This window comes from Silvibacterium bohemicum (genome assembly GCF_001006305.1).
Lineage (GTDB): Bacteria > Acidobacteriota > Terriglobia > Terriglobales > Acidobacteriaceae > Silvibacterium > Silvibacterium bohemicum.
Genome location: NZ_LBHJ01000001.1, coordinates 524,980 through 540,453, shown reverse-complemented (window position 1 = coordinate 540,453; position 15,474 = coordinate 524,980). Strand labels below are relative to the sequence as shown.

General features: G+C 60.0%; 10 protein-coding genes. 5 read left to right on the top strand and 5 right to left on the bottom strand.

Annotation, left to right across the window (positions count from 1 at the left end):
• Nucleotide 1 precedes the first annotated feature (1 nt).
• Complete coding sequence (locus tag XX99_RS02290) at nt 2–1,678, bottom strand: patatin-like phospholipase family protein (RefSeq protein ID WP_184084498.1); 1,677 nt, start codon at nt 1,676–1,678, stop codon at nt 2–4.
• A 483-nt stretch (nt 1,679–2,161) separates the two neighbouring features.
• Here XX99_RS02290 and XX99_RS02285 point away from each other — a divergent pair, with 483 nt between their 5' ends.
• From XX99_RS02285 to XX99_RS02265, 5 genes are all read left to right on the top strand, one after another.
• Nucleotides 2,162–2,617, top strand: coding sequence for a MerC domain-containing protein (locus XX99_RS02285; RefSeq protein ID WP_231581115.1), 456 nt, complete (start codon nt 2,162–2,164; stop codon nt 2,615–2,617).
• Nucleotides 2,618–2,647: 30 nt separating this feature from the next.
• Entirely contained in the window at nt 2,648–3,997 is a 1,350-nt protein-coding gene (locus tag XX99_RS02280) for a glycoside hydrolase family 27 protein (RefSeq protein ID WP_050057736.1), read from the top strand.
• A gap of 92 nt (nt 3,998–4,089) precedes the next feature.
• Entirely contained in the window at nt 4,090–5,529 is a 1,440-nt protein-coding gene (locus XX99_RS02275) for a sigma-54 dependent transcriptional regulator (protein ID WP_050057735.1), read from the top strand.
• Between the two features lie 389 nt (nt 5,530–5,918).
• Nucleotides 5,919–6,938, top strand: a complete 1,020-nt coding sequence (gene pgeF / locus XX99_RS02270; RefSeq protein WP_082125177.1) for a peptidoglycan editing factor PgeF — start codon at nt 5,919–5,921, stop codon at nt 6,936–6,938.
• Nucleotides 6,939–7,016: 78 nt separating this feature from the next.
• Nucleotides 7,017–8,033: a metallophosphoesterase gene (locus XX99_RS02265; protein WP_050057734.1), complete on the top strand. Its 1,017-nt coding sequence runs from the start codon at nt 7,017–7,019 to the stop codon at nt 8,031–8,033.
• A 153-nt stretch (nt 8,034–8,186) separates the two neighbouring features.
• On the opposite strand, the gene XX99_RS02260 is transcribed toward XX99_RS02265, so the two are convergent.
• The 4 genes from XX99_RS02260 to XX99_RS02245 all read right to left on the bottom strand — a co-directional run bounded on the left by XX99_RS02260 (nt 8,187) and on the right by XX99_RS02245 (nt 15,474).
• Nucleotides 8,187–9,467 (bottom strand): ComEC/Rec2 family competence protein, encoded by a 1,281-nt coding sequence (locus tag XX99_RS02260; protein ID WP_050057733.1) that lies wholly within the window; start codon nt 9,465–9,467, stop codon nt 8,187–8,189.
• A gap of 88 nt (nt 9,468–9,555) precedes the next feature.
• On the bottom strand, nt 9,556–12,612 hold the full coding sequence (locus XX99_RS02255) for a M14 family zinc carboxypeptidase (RefSeq protein WP_050057732.1): 3,057 nt from the start codon (nt 12,610–12,612) through the stop codon (nt 9,556–9,558).
• A gap of 293 nt (nt 12,613–12,905) precedes the next feature.
• Nucleotides 12,906–14,468: a glutamine-hydrolyzing GMP synthase gene (guaA, locus tag XX99_RS02250; protein ID WP_050057731.1), complete on the bottom strand. Its 1,563-nt coding sequence runs from the start codon at nt 14,466–14,468 to the stop codon at nt 12,906–12,908.
• Between the two features lie 109 nt (nt 14,469–14,577).
• Nucleotides 14,578–15,474 carry a hypothetical protein gene (locus XX99_RS02245; protein WP_050057730.1) on the bottom strand — a complete coding sequence of 299 codons (897 nt, stop codon included), beginning with the start codon at nt 15,472–15,474 and terminating at the stop codon, nt 14,578–14,580.

The window sequence follows — 15,474 nt, the reverse complement described above, 5'->3', positions numbered from 1 at the left end:
GCTACACCGGGGCCAGCTCCTTCGTCGCGCGGTCAAGGACGCCGTCGAACACAGCATCAGCCACAACGTCAGCGAGGAAAGCCGCCGGAACACCCAGCTCGCGGAGCATCTGGTTGAGCCGCTTCTTTGCTCCGGCCTTGAATTGCTTCAAATCGGCGGCGGGAATCTGCCCCAGCTTGATCCCGTTCAGGCTCTTATTGATAGGACGGATGGCCTTCCCTGTAAAGCGTAGCGGTCCGATCGCGCCGGGCGTGTTCAGCGCGGGATCGTTGAGCACGGCGCGGGCATGGGTGCGGCCCACGTCGTAGTCGTGGTCGCGAAAATCCTGGTCGAAGAAGCCGAGGAAGGCCTGCAGACCCGCTCCCGCCAGTTCGGTATCCATCGCGGTGACTCCGTAGATGGTCATCTCGTCGCGAGCGCCGAGACCGGCAGCAGTTTCAAAGGCAAGCACGGCATCGCGAAAAGCGATGGCCTGTGCCGAGCTGGCGCCGAGCGCGGCGATCTCCGTTTTATATTGCGCAGCAATGCGCGCCTTGGCCTCATCCAGCGTCTCCGGTCCGGTAGCGCCGGGCGGCGTGTGCGTGTTGTTGGGAAAGAAGAGTGTCAGCAGCGCGCTGGCCGTAGTCTGCAGCGCGGGAACATCGATTTCTGCAGCCAGAATGACGTCTTTCAAGCCTGCCGCCCGGGCATCGAGCAGAGCGACGCGCCGGTTCATGTCCTCCGCGGTGATCCAGTCATGAAATCCGGACTGGCCAATAACGACACCAAGCAGCCGCTCGATGAGCTTGAAGTAACTTGCGTCGGCCTGACGGAAGGTGGTGTTCGCCTGCGGGTCCTTGGCGTTGGGCGATACGAACAAATAGTAGCGGCACTGCTGCGCCAGGTGCTTATCGATCAGGTCGACAAGATTCTTCGCGATACCCAGCGGCTGGTTTTGGAGGATGCCGCCGTCGGAGTAGGTGAAGGTCGTGGGATCGGTCTCCCACGGCTCCAAATTCTCATCCGGAAAGTCGTCCGGCTCGTTCTGTACAGAGCGCGCAATATCCTGGGGCCGGAAGGCAACAGGAAAAGCTCCGCATGCGACCGCCGCCTGCCGCATGGGCTCCCAGAAGGCCAGCTTGTCGCTGGTCGAGTCAACCAGACACGTGCGTTGATCGCCATATTCGAGATAAACGAACTTTCCGCCCGGCGTCACGTCACGCCCATAACAAACGCCGTTGAGATTGGTAAGAGCCACGCCCAGGCGGATGGAATCCGCCGCTGCGGGATGCTTCACCGCTGGAGGGATAGGCACACTCCCGTAGCGTGCCGTGAGCGCCTCTTTGGAGATAGCAGTGATCAGGTTCGAGGAGAAGAGCGAATGCAGAGCCGGCTCATCGGGGCCCGTATTTTGCAGGCCATCGAGGCTGATGCGCTTGACCCAGGTGTTATACACCGGGTTGTCGTAAGGGCCTTGGAATTCACCGCCGCCAAAGAGCAGCTTCTGGGCCAGGATGATGGCGGTCATTCCTCCGGCCGAAGCTCCGGTGAGAACGTCGATCTCGATGCGGTTGCCTGCATCAGTCGCAGGATCGGAGTTGTGCTGCTCAATGGCGTCGAGGACCTCATAGAGGACCCCGGCTTCGTAGCTCCCGAGCGAGACCGCTCCGGAGATTGTGATGGCAAGCTTTTTCGGCATATCGATCTTTCCGGCGCGAGGAAGCGCGCGCCTGGGTGCTGCCCGGGGATCGAGGGAGGAGCCGCTTTGGAGAAAGTGCCAACCGAGCGGTGCGCACCATTGAACATGCGCACGGCCCATAGCCGTCAAGGGAAAAGTAGAAAGACCGGGTACCGAAGTTTTCAGTCTCACCGGTCCGCCCGGAAAGGCATCGGCAACTGGCGAAAGCAAAAAATCCGCCCAAAGCATTTTCCCTATAAGCCAAGTCGAAGAGAGTCGCTCTACCAGGTTGCTGGCAAAGTCTCGGCCTTGGTAGGTACGGCCTTCAGGCCGTACGTAAATCTCACAAAATCAGTGCGGCTTTAGCCACTGAGGAATGCCATGCTCGCACAACAGAGGTCTCTCATCAAGTTCGCTCTGTGCAGCCTTCTCATCAAGAAAAGCCGCACTCATCCGATCTCGCAAATGACTTCTTAATAGCAAAATGCTCTAGACTGATACAGCATGAAAGATCAAGGTTCAAGAATGGTGGCTGCGGCCGCCACACGGCGGCTGCTTGCGATCCCCGCCGATCAGCTCGGAGTCTGGACATCGGCGCTGTGCGTGATTCATTGCATGGTCACGCCGGTCGTTCTCTCGCTCTCCGTGGTGTCGGCGCATTTCCTTCCCTCCGAGGAGCGCACACACCGTTCGCTCGCGGTCATCATCGCGACCCTGGGCGCGCTGGCGCTGGTCAAGGGATATCGCAGCCATCGCCGTCTGCGCATCCTCTATCTCATGATGGCGGGCCTGGCCTGCATCTTTGCCGGAGCCTATTGGGGCGACCGCCTTCCTTCGCACTGGATGGAAGTTCTCGTCACATTCATCGGCAGTTGCTTTATGATTACCGCGCACCGCCTGAACCATACCTTCTGCCGCAGTTGTCATACCTGCGTCCATGACGACGCGGAGTGCTCCTAACAAATCTCGTTGTCTTTCGAGGAGGATCGATTGAAACGGTGGCTCGCCTTTCTCGCTGTGGCTTTACTCACCTCACCGCTTTCCCGTGCGCAAAATCCAGACGCCTCGCTCGCTCCCACTCCGCCGATGGGCTGGAATAGCTGGGACTCCTACGGCCTGAGTGTCACAGCGGAAGAATTCAAGGCGAATGTCGATTGGCTGCACCAGCACCTGCAGCCCTCTGGATGGCAATATGTCGTCGTCGACGAAGGATGGTATCTGGACCATCCCGGCGACAAGGGCGATCAGGGATTCAACCTCTCGCCGGATGGGCGTTATGTCCCGGCTGCCAGCCGCTTTCCTTCCGGCACCCAAGATGGCGGGCTGAAGACGCTGGCCGATCACGCCCACTCGCTCGGCCTGAAGTTCGGCATTCACATCATCCGCGGTATCCCCCGCAAAGCAGTCGAGCAGAATCTGCCCATCGCCGATTCCACCTATCGCGCCGCCGATGCCGCAGATACCTCCGACCGCTGCCGCTGGAACTCCGATAACTACGGGCTGAAGGACAATGCGGCATCGCAGGCTTACTACGATTCCATCGCCCGGCTTTATGCCGGGTGGGGAGTGGATTTCCTCAAAGTGGACTGCATCTCGCAGCCATATAAGACAGCTGAAATTCGTATGTTGAGCGCTGCCCTCAAGCGGGCTACGAGGGAAACGGGACGCTCAATCGTTTTGAGCCTCTCGCCGGGGCCGACGCCCGTCGAGCAGGCTGCCGATGTGAGCGAACATGCGCAGCTATGGCGAATCTCGGACGACATGTGGGACTTCTGGTCGAAGCCGGGTTCGGAGACCTTCCCGCAAACCCTGGTCAGCCAACTGCCTGTCCTGGCCAAGTGGGCTGCTTATGCCGGACCGGGCCATTGGCCGGACGCCGATATGCTGCCCATCGGCTACCTGGGTCCGCGGCCCGGCTGGGGCGATGCCCGCCAGTCCCGCCTTACTCCGGATGAAACCCGTAGCCTGCTAACCGCATGGTGCATCGCCCGGTCGCCGCTAATTCTGGGAGCCAATCTCACCCGAATGGACGCAGCAACCGAGGTCCTGCTGACCAATCGCGAGGTGCTGGCCGTCGATCAGCACTCGACCGGCAATCGGCCCGTGATCCAGACGCCGGTGACAGTAGTTTGGAGCGCTCAGCTCGACGGCCACCAGCTTTTCGCCGTCTTCAACCTCTCCAACTCAGCGGCAGCGGTGAAGTATTCATGGAAGGATCTCGGACTACCGCGCCCCCGCTACGCTGTCCGCGATCTCTGGCAGCAAAGTGACCAGGGAGCGCAGTCCGGGATCAGCGTAACCCTCGCGCCCCATGCCAGCGCACTGCTCAGCCTGCGCTGAAGATTCCATCGTTATTTGCACCTATCTTGCCCGGATTGATTAAAATCGACGCCATTCGTCGGTAATTCGGTCTAGAATCATTTCAAAATCCTATGCCCGATCAAAAGCAACATCGGGTACTGCTGGCCGTGCGGGATAAGAAGGCTTGCAGTGCTCTTCGCGGTTATTTCCGCTTACGTGGAAACGTCGCTGAGGTCGGTTCGGGCACCGACCCGGAAGCGGCGGCACGCGCGAGCAGGCCCTGCGCGATTCTTCTGGAGCTGCGCAGCGGAGACGGCACCCTGGAGAAGATGCGCCGCGAGTTCCCCGACGTTCCTGTTGTCGGAATCGTCCCGCCGCTCGCCGAGGCCCGATTCGAAGCCGCCCGCTGGGGCGTCACGACAACGCTCGGGCTTCCTCTCGACGAGGCAGAGATGATTGCGTGCCTCGACGCGGCGTTTCAAGCCCTGGGCTGTAGCTGCCATCCGGCAACGAGCGCACCTGAAAGCACAAACTCTTCCCTCTTCGACCTGCCCGGGCTATTCCATTCACACTCCTCGCAGCACATGATTGCCATCCGCGACCTCATCGATAAGGTTGCAACCACCAGCGCCGCGGTGCTCATCCGGGGAGAGAGCGGGGTAGGCAAAGAGATTGCGGCGCGTATGGTCTTCCGGCTCTCAGAGCGCCGCGACCGGCCCTTCGTCAAAGTGAACTGCGCCGCGATTCCCAACGATCTGCTGGAAAGCGAACTCTTCGGCTTCGAAGCCGGCGCCTTCACCGGAGCGCATCGCTCCAAGCCAGGAAAATTCGAGCTCGCCAACGGCGGAACGCTCTTTCTCGATGAAATCGCGGAGATGCACCCCGGGCTGCAGGCCAAGCTGCTGCACGTCCTGCAGGATGGCGAATTCGCCCGTCTCGGCTCCAAGCGCGACACCTCGGTCGACGTCCGCGTGATTTGCGCCACCAATCGCAATCTCGAGACGCGAGTCTCCGAAGGGCTTTTTCGCGAAGACCTGCTCTACCGCATCAACGTGGTCACCGTCACCATTCCGCCCTTGCGCGAGCGGCGCGAAGAAATCCCCGGCCTCATCCAGTATTTTCTCGATAAGTACTCCGCGTCATACCGGAGAAGCGTAACCCCGTTCGACAGCGCCGCTCGCGAGGCGCTGATTCAGCATCCCTGGCCAGGCAATATTCGGGAACTCGAAAACCTCTGCAAGCGATACGTCATCGTCGGCGACGCCACCTCGATGATGCGCGAATTGCAAACGAAATCGGACAGTCCGGTTTTGGAAAGGCGGGTCCGGGGCCGTCGCAAGAGTAGCGATTCGGTTACCGTGCTGAAGATGCCCACCCCCATCCGGCCCGGGCTATCACTGCTCGAAATCGGACGCCAGGCTGCCCGCCAGGCCGAGCTTCAAGCCATTGAAAATATGCTGGTTGCCACCCGCTGGAACCGCCGGGAAGCAGCCCGCCGCCTGCAGGTGAGCTATAAGGCTTTGCTCAATAAGATGAAGCAGATGCAGGTGCAGTCGGAGCGCCAACATTAGGAATCAGAATTCTCAAAAGTGGTACTTATATTCCGCATTTCTCAAGCGTCGGTCCAGTAACATTTCGCCATGTCTCGCTGGAATCGATCTAAGTCCAATTATTAGAATCTCTTAATAATTGATCTCAGGACCCGACATCGGACGTTTCTGTGTGGTCCGAGAATTGCTAATAAGGTTGGTATCAATAAGAGGCAACTTCAGGCATAGTCTCACATCACCGGTAATAACTCTTGTGTCACCGTTCGCTTCCGCGAACTCTTCTCCGTTAGACCCCATAGGAATTCCCTCCCAATGCCTCTTGAGCGGGCCCGCTGGAAAGCGGGCCCATCAGCTCCTCACCGCCCAATAGGTGAAAGCCCCCACAAAAGATCCCATCCTATAATCACCCCATGGCTACCCGCGCCTCCGGCATCGAATCGATTCACCTGAAGATAGCCGAGGCAGGCTTGAAGCAAGGCGGCCGCAAGCGTTCAGGAGAGGACGGAGCCCACCGGGCCAAGCCGCAAGCACCCCACCCTGCATCCGCCCGCAAAAATCGGCTGGAGGTAGTAAAAGCGCCGGCCTTCGCAGAAATCGACTGGCTATGGCACGGCTTCAGCACCCGCATGGGCGGAACATCGACCGCCTATCGGCCGGAACGAGCCAGCAAGCAGGCCGGGGACCTGAACCTGGGCTTCACGAGTTCCGACGATCCGGAACACGTAACCATCAACCGCCAGCGATTTTTCTCCGCAGTCAGCGGCGATGCCGAAATCCCCGCGGTCACCCTGCATCAGATTCACTCCTCAATGGTGAGAAAAGTGGCCGCGCACGACGCGGGAGTGCGCGCCACACATAAAGCCGACGGCATGATGACGAGCGAGCCGGGATTGCTCATCGCCATTCAGACCGCCGACTGCATCCCGGTTCTGATCGCCGATACCAAAAAGCGAGCCGTTGCCGCCTTCCACGCAGGATGGCGGGGGACGGTGAAGCGCATCGTCGAAAATGGCGTGGGACAGATGCGGCTCGAGTTCGGAAGCCGCCCGGAAGATCTCGTAGCCGCCATCGGTCCGGGGATTGGAAGCTGCTGCTATGCCGTGGGCGAGGAAGTCCGCGACGAGTTCACCTCGCAGTTCTCCTATGCCGCCGGCCTGTTCTCCGAAATCTTCGATTCCGATCCGGTCAAGGAAAAGTATCCGCTGCTCTTCATGACGGCGCGTGCGCCGGGGCACAGCAATCTCGGCCCGAGCCTGCACCTGGACCTGTGGGAAGCAAACCGTCGCCAGCTGCTCGATGCCGGTCTGCGAGCGGAGGCGATTTCCGTGGCCGGCGAATGCACCGGCTGCCGGACAGACCGGTATTTCTCCTATCGCGCGGAGAAGGGCTTTACCGGACGAATGTTTTCCGTGATTGGAATTCGCGCCTGAGAACCCGCTTTTCATTCCTCGAATTCATACCTTCGCTGTGGGAACGAGGCTGGCATCCAGGCAGTGTATAAGTCGAATATGACTCTTACTTCTGCTGTCACTCGCCGCCGCTTTCTTCGGCAGAGCTTCGCTTTTAGCGCTCTTGCTTCGCTTGGCTCATTTTCCAGACTGGCATCCGCCCTTCCCGCGGGACATCCCTCGTCCGAGATCCTGATGATCGGCGACTGGGGCTACGACACCGACCACGCAGGCCAGACGGCGGTGGCAGACGCGATGCGCAAGTACGCCCAGCAGAATGCAATCCGTCCGGAGGCCATGTTTTTCCTGGGCGATAACTGGTATGGCCCGCTCGAGGGGGGAGCGCAGTCGCCGCGTTGGCAGACGCAGTTCGAGGACATGTACCCGGCGAGCGCCTTCAATTGCCCGGCCTACTCGGTGCTCGGCAATCACGATTACCAGGTGTGGCCCATGAGCAAGGTGGATGCGGAGCTGGAGTATGCGCGCAGCGGCAAATCACGCTTCACCATGCCCGATCGCTGGTACACCTTCGAGTTTCCCGCCAAGAACCCCCTCGTCACCTTCATTGCGCTCGACAGCAACGTCCCGCATGGCGATGGCATCACCTCTCACGGCCGCGACTTCACGCTGACCGCGCAGCAGCACGCAGAGCAGCTCGCCTGGCTCGAGTCGGAGCTGAGCAAGCCGCGGAAGACGCCGTATCTGGTCGTGATCGCGCATCACCCCGTCTATTCCGATGGGCCGCACGGCGATCATGCGATTCTGATTCGCGACTGGGATCCGCTCTTCCGCAAGCATGGCGTGCAGCTCTATCTGGCCGGGCACGATCATGATCTTCAGCATCTCGAGTTCGAAGGACATCCGACCAGCTTCTTCCTCTCCGGCGGCGGCGGCGCGGACCTCTACAACCTGAAGATTCAGGAGTCGGCACGCGGACCATTCGCACAGAAGATCTACGGCTTCAGCCAGCTCTCGGTGACCAAAGAGAAGATGACTCTGCGGCATCTCGACAGCGATGGAAAGCTGCTCCACGAGTTCTCAAAGACGCCGGAAGGAAAGATTACGGTAGCGGGCTAGCGCGATGTCCCATGTCTCTCAGAGCGATCGCCAAGCTTGCATAATGCACCTTCGTTCTGACGACCAAAGGGAGGAAGAATCTCAGCGATGCAGAAAGCGTCGCTGAGATTTTTCGCTTTCCGCCCGAACACGCGAACAACACGCGTGCCAGGGTCACGCCGGGTAAGGACCAAAGACCGCCCTAACCCTGTCGCTCTCGTCCGTGTCATCAAGCACGATGACCTGATACTCACTGCCGGACGCAGCCACACGCACCAGCACATGGCCATCGCGGCTCTTCATCGCGTCCGAGAAGCGCGCGGTAGTAAGCGCAGCCTCTTCCTTCATGCCTACGGCGAAGACATCGCGCGAACCGCTATATAAATCTGTACTGTAAAGATTCGCCAGGACTGACATGGCCGGATGCGAGGCATGCCACGCCTGCAGAATCCAGACGCGCGGCTGCAGCGCGCGGACACAATCAGGCCCAGCCGCGTCGAAGTATCCATGATGATCGACGGTGGCAACAGATACCTGGCCGGCCGCACGGCTGGCCGGCGTCTCGATGTCGCGCCACGGATCGCGGCCATAGTTGGTGTCGCACGTAAGGTCGCCGCCGGTGAAGTAGGAGAAGCGTCCGTAATTCAATTTCAACGCAATGGAACAGCTGTTCTCCGAGGGAAAATCCGGCGGCTTCATGCCTGCAATCGCAGGAAAATGCGCAACAGTCTCCTCGCCGTGCCCCGTCCAGACTTCACCATTGGCCGCCATCGTTCGTATCGAGAAAGCTGGAAATCCCGCGGCATTATGTTCAAGACGAATCTGGCCGGAGTGACCCACCTGGACACGCTCAACCTTGCTTCCGCGTGAGGCAAGAGATTTTGCAAACGCAATATAGTTAAGAGCCGAGGGATCGCGCGGCAGCTGCGGGTAACTATATTCGGGATATCCGCGATCAATGAGGCGGCGGATGTGTATCTCCTCTTCCACATCTGCGATGCCCGTCAGTAAGTATTCTCCCGATGACGATTTGGGGCTGGATGGCCCGACTTCGCCGACGTGATCGGGATGAAGATGCGTCGTCAAAGCGCAATCGACCTCGCTCTTCCCCGTCGCGCGAAGCTGCCGCGAAACATAGCGCCCGATCCACTGGCCGGCCCGTTTTGTGTCATTGGGTCGCGCGGGATTTAGCAACTTCAGAGCACTCATCGAAGCACCAGCATCGATCAAAAGGGAAGTCCCGTCGGGACAAATCACAAGCGAAGAGTTTCCGCGCCCGGTATTGATGTGATGGATGTCCAGTGTTCCCGGCTGCCAGGGAGAAAGCTGGTTTCCGACGCCATCATTCGCCGAACCAAGAGACGGGAGAAGAGTTTGTTGCAGTGAGAGACCGGCCGCGAGAGCGGATCGCTGGAGAAATGCACGCCGGCTCTGTCGAAACAGGTCTATGGACATGTTTATCAATCTACAGAGGCAGGATGAAAGTAGTGAAAACGATCTCGTCTACCCTCCTGCGCAAACGCGCAGGAGGGTAGAACGCAATTTACTTCGTCGCCGGAGCCGGCTTGGCAAGGCGGTCGAAGTTTTGGATAGCGTTGAAGACCAGGGCATACGTGCCCAGCGTTTCTCCGCGATAGACAGGGTTAGTGGCAAAGAGCAGCACGTTGCCTTCGCCGAGATGCGCGTCAATGACGATGGGCTTCTCTTCGATGGCGCTGCCGCCGTCGAGCAGTCCCGAGAGCAGGAACTGCTTGCCCGATCCAAAGCGCAGGATGACCTGCGGACGATACTGCTCGGGGATGAGGAAGACGTTGTTGCGGGCCTGCTCCTCATTGAGCGGCATCGCCTCCCATGGCTTGGGATGCGGAGTAGGCTCCGGCGCAACGAAGGCACGATCCTGCGGAGCATCTTCCTCCTCGGGTCCGCCGCGTCCCGTCGGACGCTCGATACCGGGGCCGAGCCTGCGGCGTCCGCCGCCGACCGTCGTATTGGATACGGTGAAGGCCATGCCATCGGCGCTGTAGACTCCCAGATCCTTGTTGACCAGCGTGTCATAGCCGTTAGCGACGGGGCTGCTCTTATCTACAAAGACGGCATTGAGAATGCTTCCCACCACGCGAACACTGCCACGCGGAGCAACGCTTACGCCGGGTGCGAAGCCCATGTCGATGGCGAACTGCGCCGTGTCCTCGGAGGTGATGAACAGGCCGCCCTTGCTGACGAAGTCATGGAGATGTTCGACGCCGGCCCAGGTCAGGCCAGGACGCATGTCGGGAGTGGAATCGATGCGGCCAAGGTTAGGCGTGAGGTCGGTCTTCTCCCACGGAAGCGGGTTGCCATACATCGGCATGCCGTCGATGATCTGCTGGGCGGAGGCGCGGCCCACCGGCGCGAAGATGATCACGTCATACTTGGCGCGCAGGTCGTCAATCTTGGCAACGGTCTGCGTGCTGATGTAGTCGTACGGCACCTTCTCGTGATCGAAGGCCTCGCGCCACCAGCCCTCGGTCTGCGTGCCCAGCCACGTGTGCATGAAGGCGATGCGCGGCGCAGGCGCATCATGATGCGCTACGGACGGCATCGCTGCAAGCGAAACGGCTTCGAGGCCGGCATCGTGCAGCGCGGACTGGAGCTTGGAAGCGTCGGCATTCTCGATCAGCAGCGAGCCGGCGGCGAAGTGATAACCTTCGGCATCGAACGAGGCATCAGCGACGGAAATGGATGCGTCCTTCAGCGTATAGCGGAGTCCGAGCAGTGAAACCTCGGCGCCATTGTTCACAGCGGCAACGCTGCCCGTGCCTGTGCTCTTGCCGAAGTCAGCTTCGAAATCCTTCACCGGCTCGATGGATGCCATGGATGCCTTGAGAATCGCGGGGTCGGTGACGCGCACCACCTTCACATGGAAGAGATCGCCGAACGACCAGCCGGTGTCGTCATACGGCGTCTTCTGCGGATCGTTGGGCGCCCAATATTGGCGATCAAGCAGCGCATCGGCGATGCGGGAGTAAGGCTGATCCATGCGGATGATGTAGCTGCCGGCGGGGAAAGTGATCGGCTTCGACTCCTGCTTCTTTTCGTCCTTCTTGTCTTCTTTCTTTTCTGCCGAGTTGTCATCGCTCTTGTCGGACTTGTCGTCTTTATCGTCCTTGGCCTTCGGAGCGGGCGGCGTGTAAGTTGCCGATGCGGTCAGGCGGCTGATCTCCACATGCTGGCGTTCAAGCGCGCGAAGCAGTTCGGCCTGGCGGCTGGACATGGGTTCATCAAGCACGTAAGCGGCCGGCCCGGCATTCGTCGGCTTCAGAATGGAGCGCTTGCTCTTGGTGTAGTAGTTCTCGAGGAACTGCTGGCCGTTCTGCGCAAAGAAAGAGATGGTGGAAAGCAGCGCAGTCTGCTCGTAGTTGTTGTTGTTGCGCTGCGACCAGGTGACCACAGGCAGCGGCGGATTGGGCTTGTACCAGGTGCGCGCGTATTCCTCCGGGGACAGAATGCGCTTCTCGGTATCCGCGCCGCCGTTGCCGAAGGTTTCGTAGAGGCGGCTGATGCCGTTGTGCATGGCGGCGAGGAACATGAGGTAGCCGGGAGACCAGGTGTCAAAGTCGCCGTGAGTAAACACTCCGGGCATGCCGAAGGCGGTCATCGACTGAATGTTGTTCCAGCCCAGCATCTGCCACTCGCCGTTAAGCAGCGGGTCGACCCACGCGTTGTAGGGGCCATCGCCCACCGTGTTGTCGTAGAGAAACGGCACCGACTCATGCAGGTCATGCAGCACCTGTGCATGAAACTTCAGGTTGGTATTGAGAACATTGTTGGTCAGGTTCAGGGTCATGGCCATGGCGTCGCGATTGTTGTCGTGCGCAACGTAATGCCCCCAATAAGCAAGGTGCGGCCACTGCTGGCCCGGATGCGCAAGGTGCCACTTGTAGATGTCGACCATGCGATCTCGGCCGTCGACTTCAACCACCGGCGTAATGAGCACCACCATGTGCGAGCGGATGTACTGGATGTATGGCGAATTGTCGACGGCCAGCCGGTAGGCCAGCTCCATAAGCGCAGTAGGCGCACCGGTCTCGGTGGAGTGAATGGTGCCGGTTATGTAGTAGACCGGATACGACTGCTTGACCAGCTCGGCGGCCTTGGCGTCGTCCATGTTGATGAGGCGCGGGTCGGCAAGCTTCGCAAGGCGGGCGCTATTTTCATCCAGCTTGGCCAGCAGCGATTCATCCGCTATAGCGGCGGCAATCATCTCGCGGCCTTCTTCCGAATGTCCGATGGAGAAGACCTTCACGCGCGGCGTGCTCTTTTCGAGCAGCCGGAAATACTTGTAGACATCCTCGGCATAAGGCAGGACTCCGGGCGCTCCGGAAACATCGCCCAGCACCTTGTCGGGCGCAGGCACGGTCTTCGACGCGGGCAGGTAATCGGTGAGCGGCGAGTTGAAATACGGCTCTGTCGTGTACTGCTTGATCTTCGCCGTGTAGGACTGATCGATAGGCTGCCGGGTGTCGGGCTTGAGTTCGGAGGCGATGTTCGTTTGCGCGAAGATCGCGCCGGCAAAGGCGAAAGGAAGAACAGCGGGCAGCAGATACCTTAAGCGGGACATCTAGAGCATCCTCATTCTTTAGGGATTTCGTGGGTGGAAACAGGTGATGAGGAAGGATATCAGGAGGACTGGCCGTCCAGGCAATTGCGCTTCGCGCCACCCCACTAGCGGGAGAGTTCAGCTGGTCTATGGGCGTAATCGCAGCTCTTGGTCGCGCTGGTCTTCTCTCGTCCCGTCACCAGGCCGACTACAGCGGAGGAAGTGCTTGGTGCAGCTATAGCTGCCGTTTCAGTAGCAGAGCTGTCGCGCTCGCGGGGTGGCGCGCAACGCGCGCGTACGCCTGTGACGGCGAGTCACTCCCACTCGATCGTGCCTGGCGGCTTCGACGTAATGTCGTAGACCACGCGATTGATGCCCGGGATTTCGTTCACGATGCGGCTCGAGATGGTCTTCAGCACCTCATATGGCAGCGGCACCCAATCGGCGGTCATGCCGTCTTCGGAGTGCACAGCGCGCACCGCGCAGGTGTAAGCGTAGGTGCGCTGGTCGCCCATGACGCCCACGCTCTTGACCGGAAGCAGCACGGCGAAAGACTGCCAGATCTGCTGATACAGTCCGGCATTCTTGATCTCGGTGACCACGATGTCATCGGCTTCCTGCAGCAGCGCCACGCGCTCCGGCGTGATCTCGCCGAGGATGCGCACAGCCAGGCCGGGGCCGGGGAAAGGCTGGCGTTCAAGAATGTCGGCCGGCATCTGCAGGTCGCGGCCGATGCGGCGAACTTCATCCTTGAAGAGATCGCGCAGCGGCTCGATCAACTTCAGCTTCATCGTCTCAGGCAGGCCGCCGACATTGTGGTGGCTCTTGATGGTTTGCGACGGGCCTTTGACCGACGACGACTCGATGACGTCGGGATAAAGCGTGCCCTGCACCAGCCACGCGACTTCGGAGTTAAGGTTGCCGGATTGCTCGAGGATGCGGTGAGCCTCGTCGTCGAAGACCTCGATGAATTCCCTACCGATGATCTTGCGCTTCGTCTCAGGATCGGTCACCCCGGCCAGCTTGCTGAGAAACCGTCCGCTGGCGTCGACGGCAACGAGGTTGAGGCCGAGCTTGGCGCGAAGATTCTCCTGCACCTTGAAGAATTCGTTCTTGCGGAGAACACCGTTGTCGACGAAGACGCAGGTCAGCCGATCGCCGATCGCGCGGTGAACGAGAACAGCCGCCACAGAAGAATCGACCCCACCGGAGAGCGCGCAGATGGCATGGCCATCCCCGACCTTTTCGCGGATGGCTGCAACGGTCGATTCGATGAAGTGCTGCGGCGTCCAGTCCGGCGCGGCCTTGCAGAGCTTAAAGAGGAAGTTGCGCAGCAGCGCGGTTCCCTGCTTGGTGTGATGGACCTCGGGATGAAACTGCACCGCCCAGATTTTCTTCTCAGGATTGGCAATGCCCGCGACCGCGTTCGATGTCTTCGCGGTGAGATGAAAGCCCGGTGGCAGGTCGATCGCCTCATCGCCATGCGACATCCATACGCTCAGGTCCGCGGGAATATCCGCAAAAAGCGGAAGGTCTTTGTCGACCACCGAAACCTCGGCGTGGCCGTACTCACGCTTGGGCGCGGAGCGTACTTTGCCGCCGAGATGATGAGTGATGAACTGTAATCCATAGCAGATGCCAAGCGTAGGCAGACCGAGGTCAAGGATCTTCGCGTCGGCCGGCGGCGCATCCGAGTCATAGACCGAGCATGGGCCTCCGGAGAGAATGAGGCCGATGGGCTTCTGCGCCTGAATTTCGGCGATGGAAGCGGTGCACGGAAGCACGACGGAGAAGACGTTCTGTTCGCGGATGCGACGGGCGATCAGCTGCGTATACTGCGAGCCGAAGTCCAGGATGACGATCGAGGCGGTGTCCACCTAGTAGTTTACTTGAGCTCTGGAAATTGCTGAAGAGAAACCGCAGCCCCTTCGGCCGCATCGTCAATCTGCAAGACTTACATCTCAAAATCGCAATGTCTACGCCAGCTCAAGGTTCACGAAATGCAATGCGAAAGGTTCGCCATAGCTGAATAAACGCGATCAACCGCGCAACCTGAAAGAAGTCCGAAGCAGCAAGATAGAGCACCGTCACCAGCGCCCACCAGAGGTAAAGCGGCGCTCCCTGCATGGCCGATTCGAACGGCAGCGGGCACGCCGAAAAGACCATGGCCAGCACCACCAGCGCCAGCTTAATGATGCCCATGATGAGGTTGATCTCCACCAGCTTGCCCTTCAGTGGACCTAGTTGAAAGCTTCGAGCCAGGCTGGAGCGGACGCCCCGGTTTTCGAGCAGCACCAACAGCGGAGCAATCGAGAAGATCCAGCTGACCAGCGCCCACAGCGTGAAGATCCCCAACGAAAGGCAGATGACAAGCGCGCAGTAGGCAACGATGTTCGGAGAATCCCCGCCCAGCGTCGTGTCGGCCGACCAGTGAATGGCGGCGAACCAGAACCATACGCTTCCGCCCAGGAAGACGACACGCATAAGCTGCAGGATGGAGAGCGATCCCCAGGCGCTGGGCAGCGTGGAGTCGTAGCGGCGAAGAACCGCGTTGCGTCCGATAGCAGAGACGATGGCCCATACGATTGCTGCCGCAGGAGCGAGCCACACGATGAGGTGCGTGATCGGCGGCGCCAGCACCGCATAAATATTGGTCGAGATAACCGCCGCCTGTCCGGGATCGGTAAGCGTGAAGTCATCTATCCCGCTCGCGGCAAGCTGCGCGGAAGTCACTGCATAAATATGCTGCGCCTGGGCGGCGAGAATCAGCAGCAGAGGCACACCAACCACCCATCGCCAGGCCAGCTCAGTGAGCAGTAGCGAGGGCCTGCGCCAGCATTCGGCGATGACGTGGACAAAGGATTGCGTGCCTCGGACCGTCAC

Coding starts and splice junctions, on each gene's coding strand:
- XX99_RS02290 (WP_184084498.1), bottom strand. CDS start 1,678: ATGCCGAAAAAGCTTGCCATCACAATCTCCGGAGCGGTCTCGCTCGGG.
- XX99_RS02285 (WP_231581115.1), top strand. CDS start 2,162: ATGAAAGATCAAGGTTCAAGAATGGTGGCTGCGGCCGCCACACGGCGG.
- XX99_RS02275 (WP_050057735.1), top strand. CDS start 4,090: ATGCCCGATCAAAAGCAACATCGGGTACTGCTGGCCGTGCGGGATAAG.
- pgeF (WP_082125177.1), top strand. CDS start 5,919: ATGGCTACCCGCGCCTCCGGCATCGAATCGATTCACCTGAAGATAGCC.
- XX99_RS02265 (WP_050057734.1), top strand. CDS start 7,017: ATGACTCTTACTTCTGCTGTCACTCGCCGCCGCTTTCTTCGGCAGAGC.
- XX99_RS02260 (WP_050057733.1), bottom strand. CDS start 9,467: ATGTCCATAGACCTGTTTCGACAGAGCCGGCGTGCATTTCTCCAGCGA.
- XX99_RS02255 (WP_050057732.1), bottom strand. CDS start 12,612: ATGTCCCGCTTAAGGTATCTGCTGCCCGCTGTTCTTCCTTTCGCCTTT.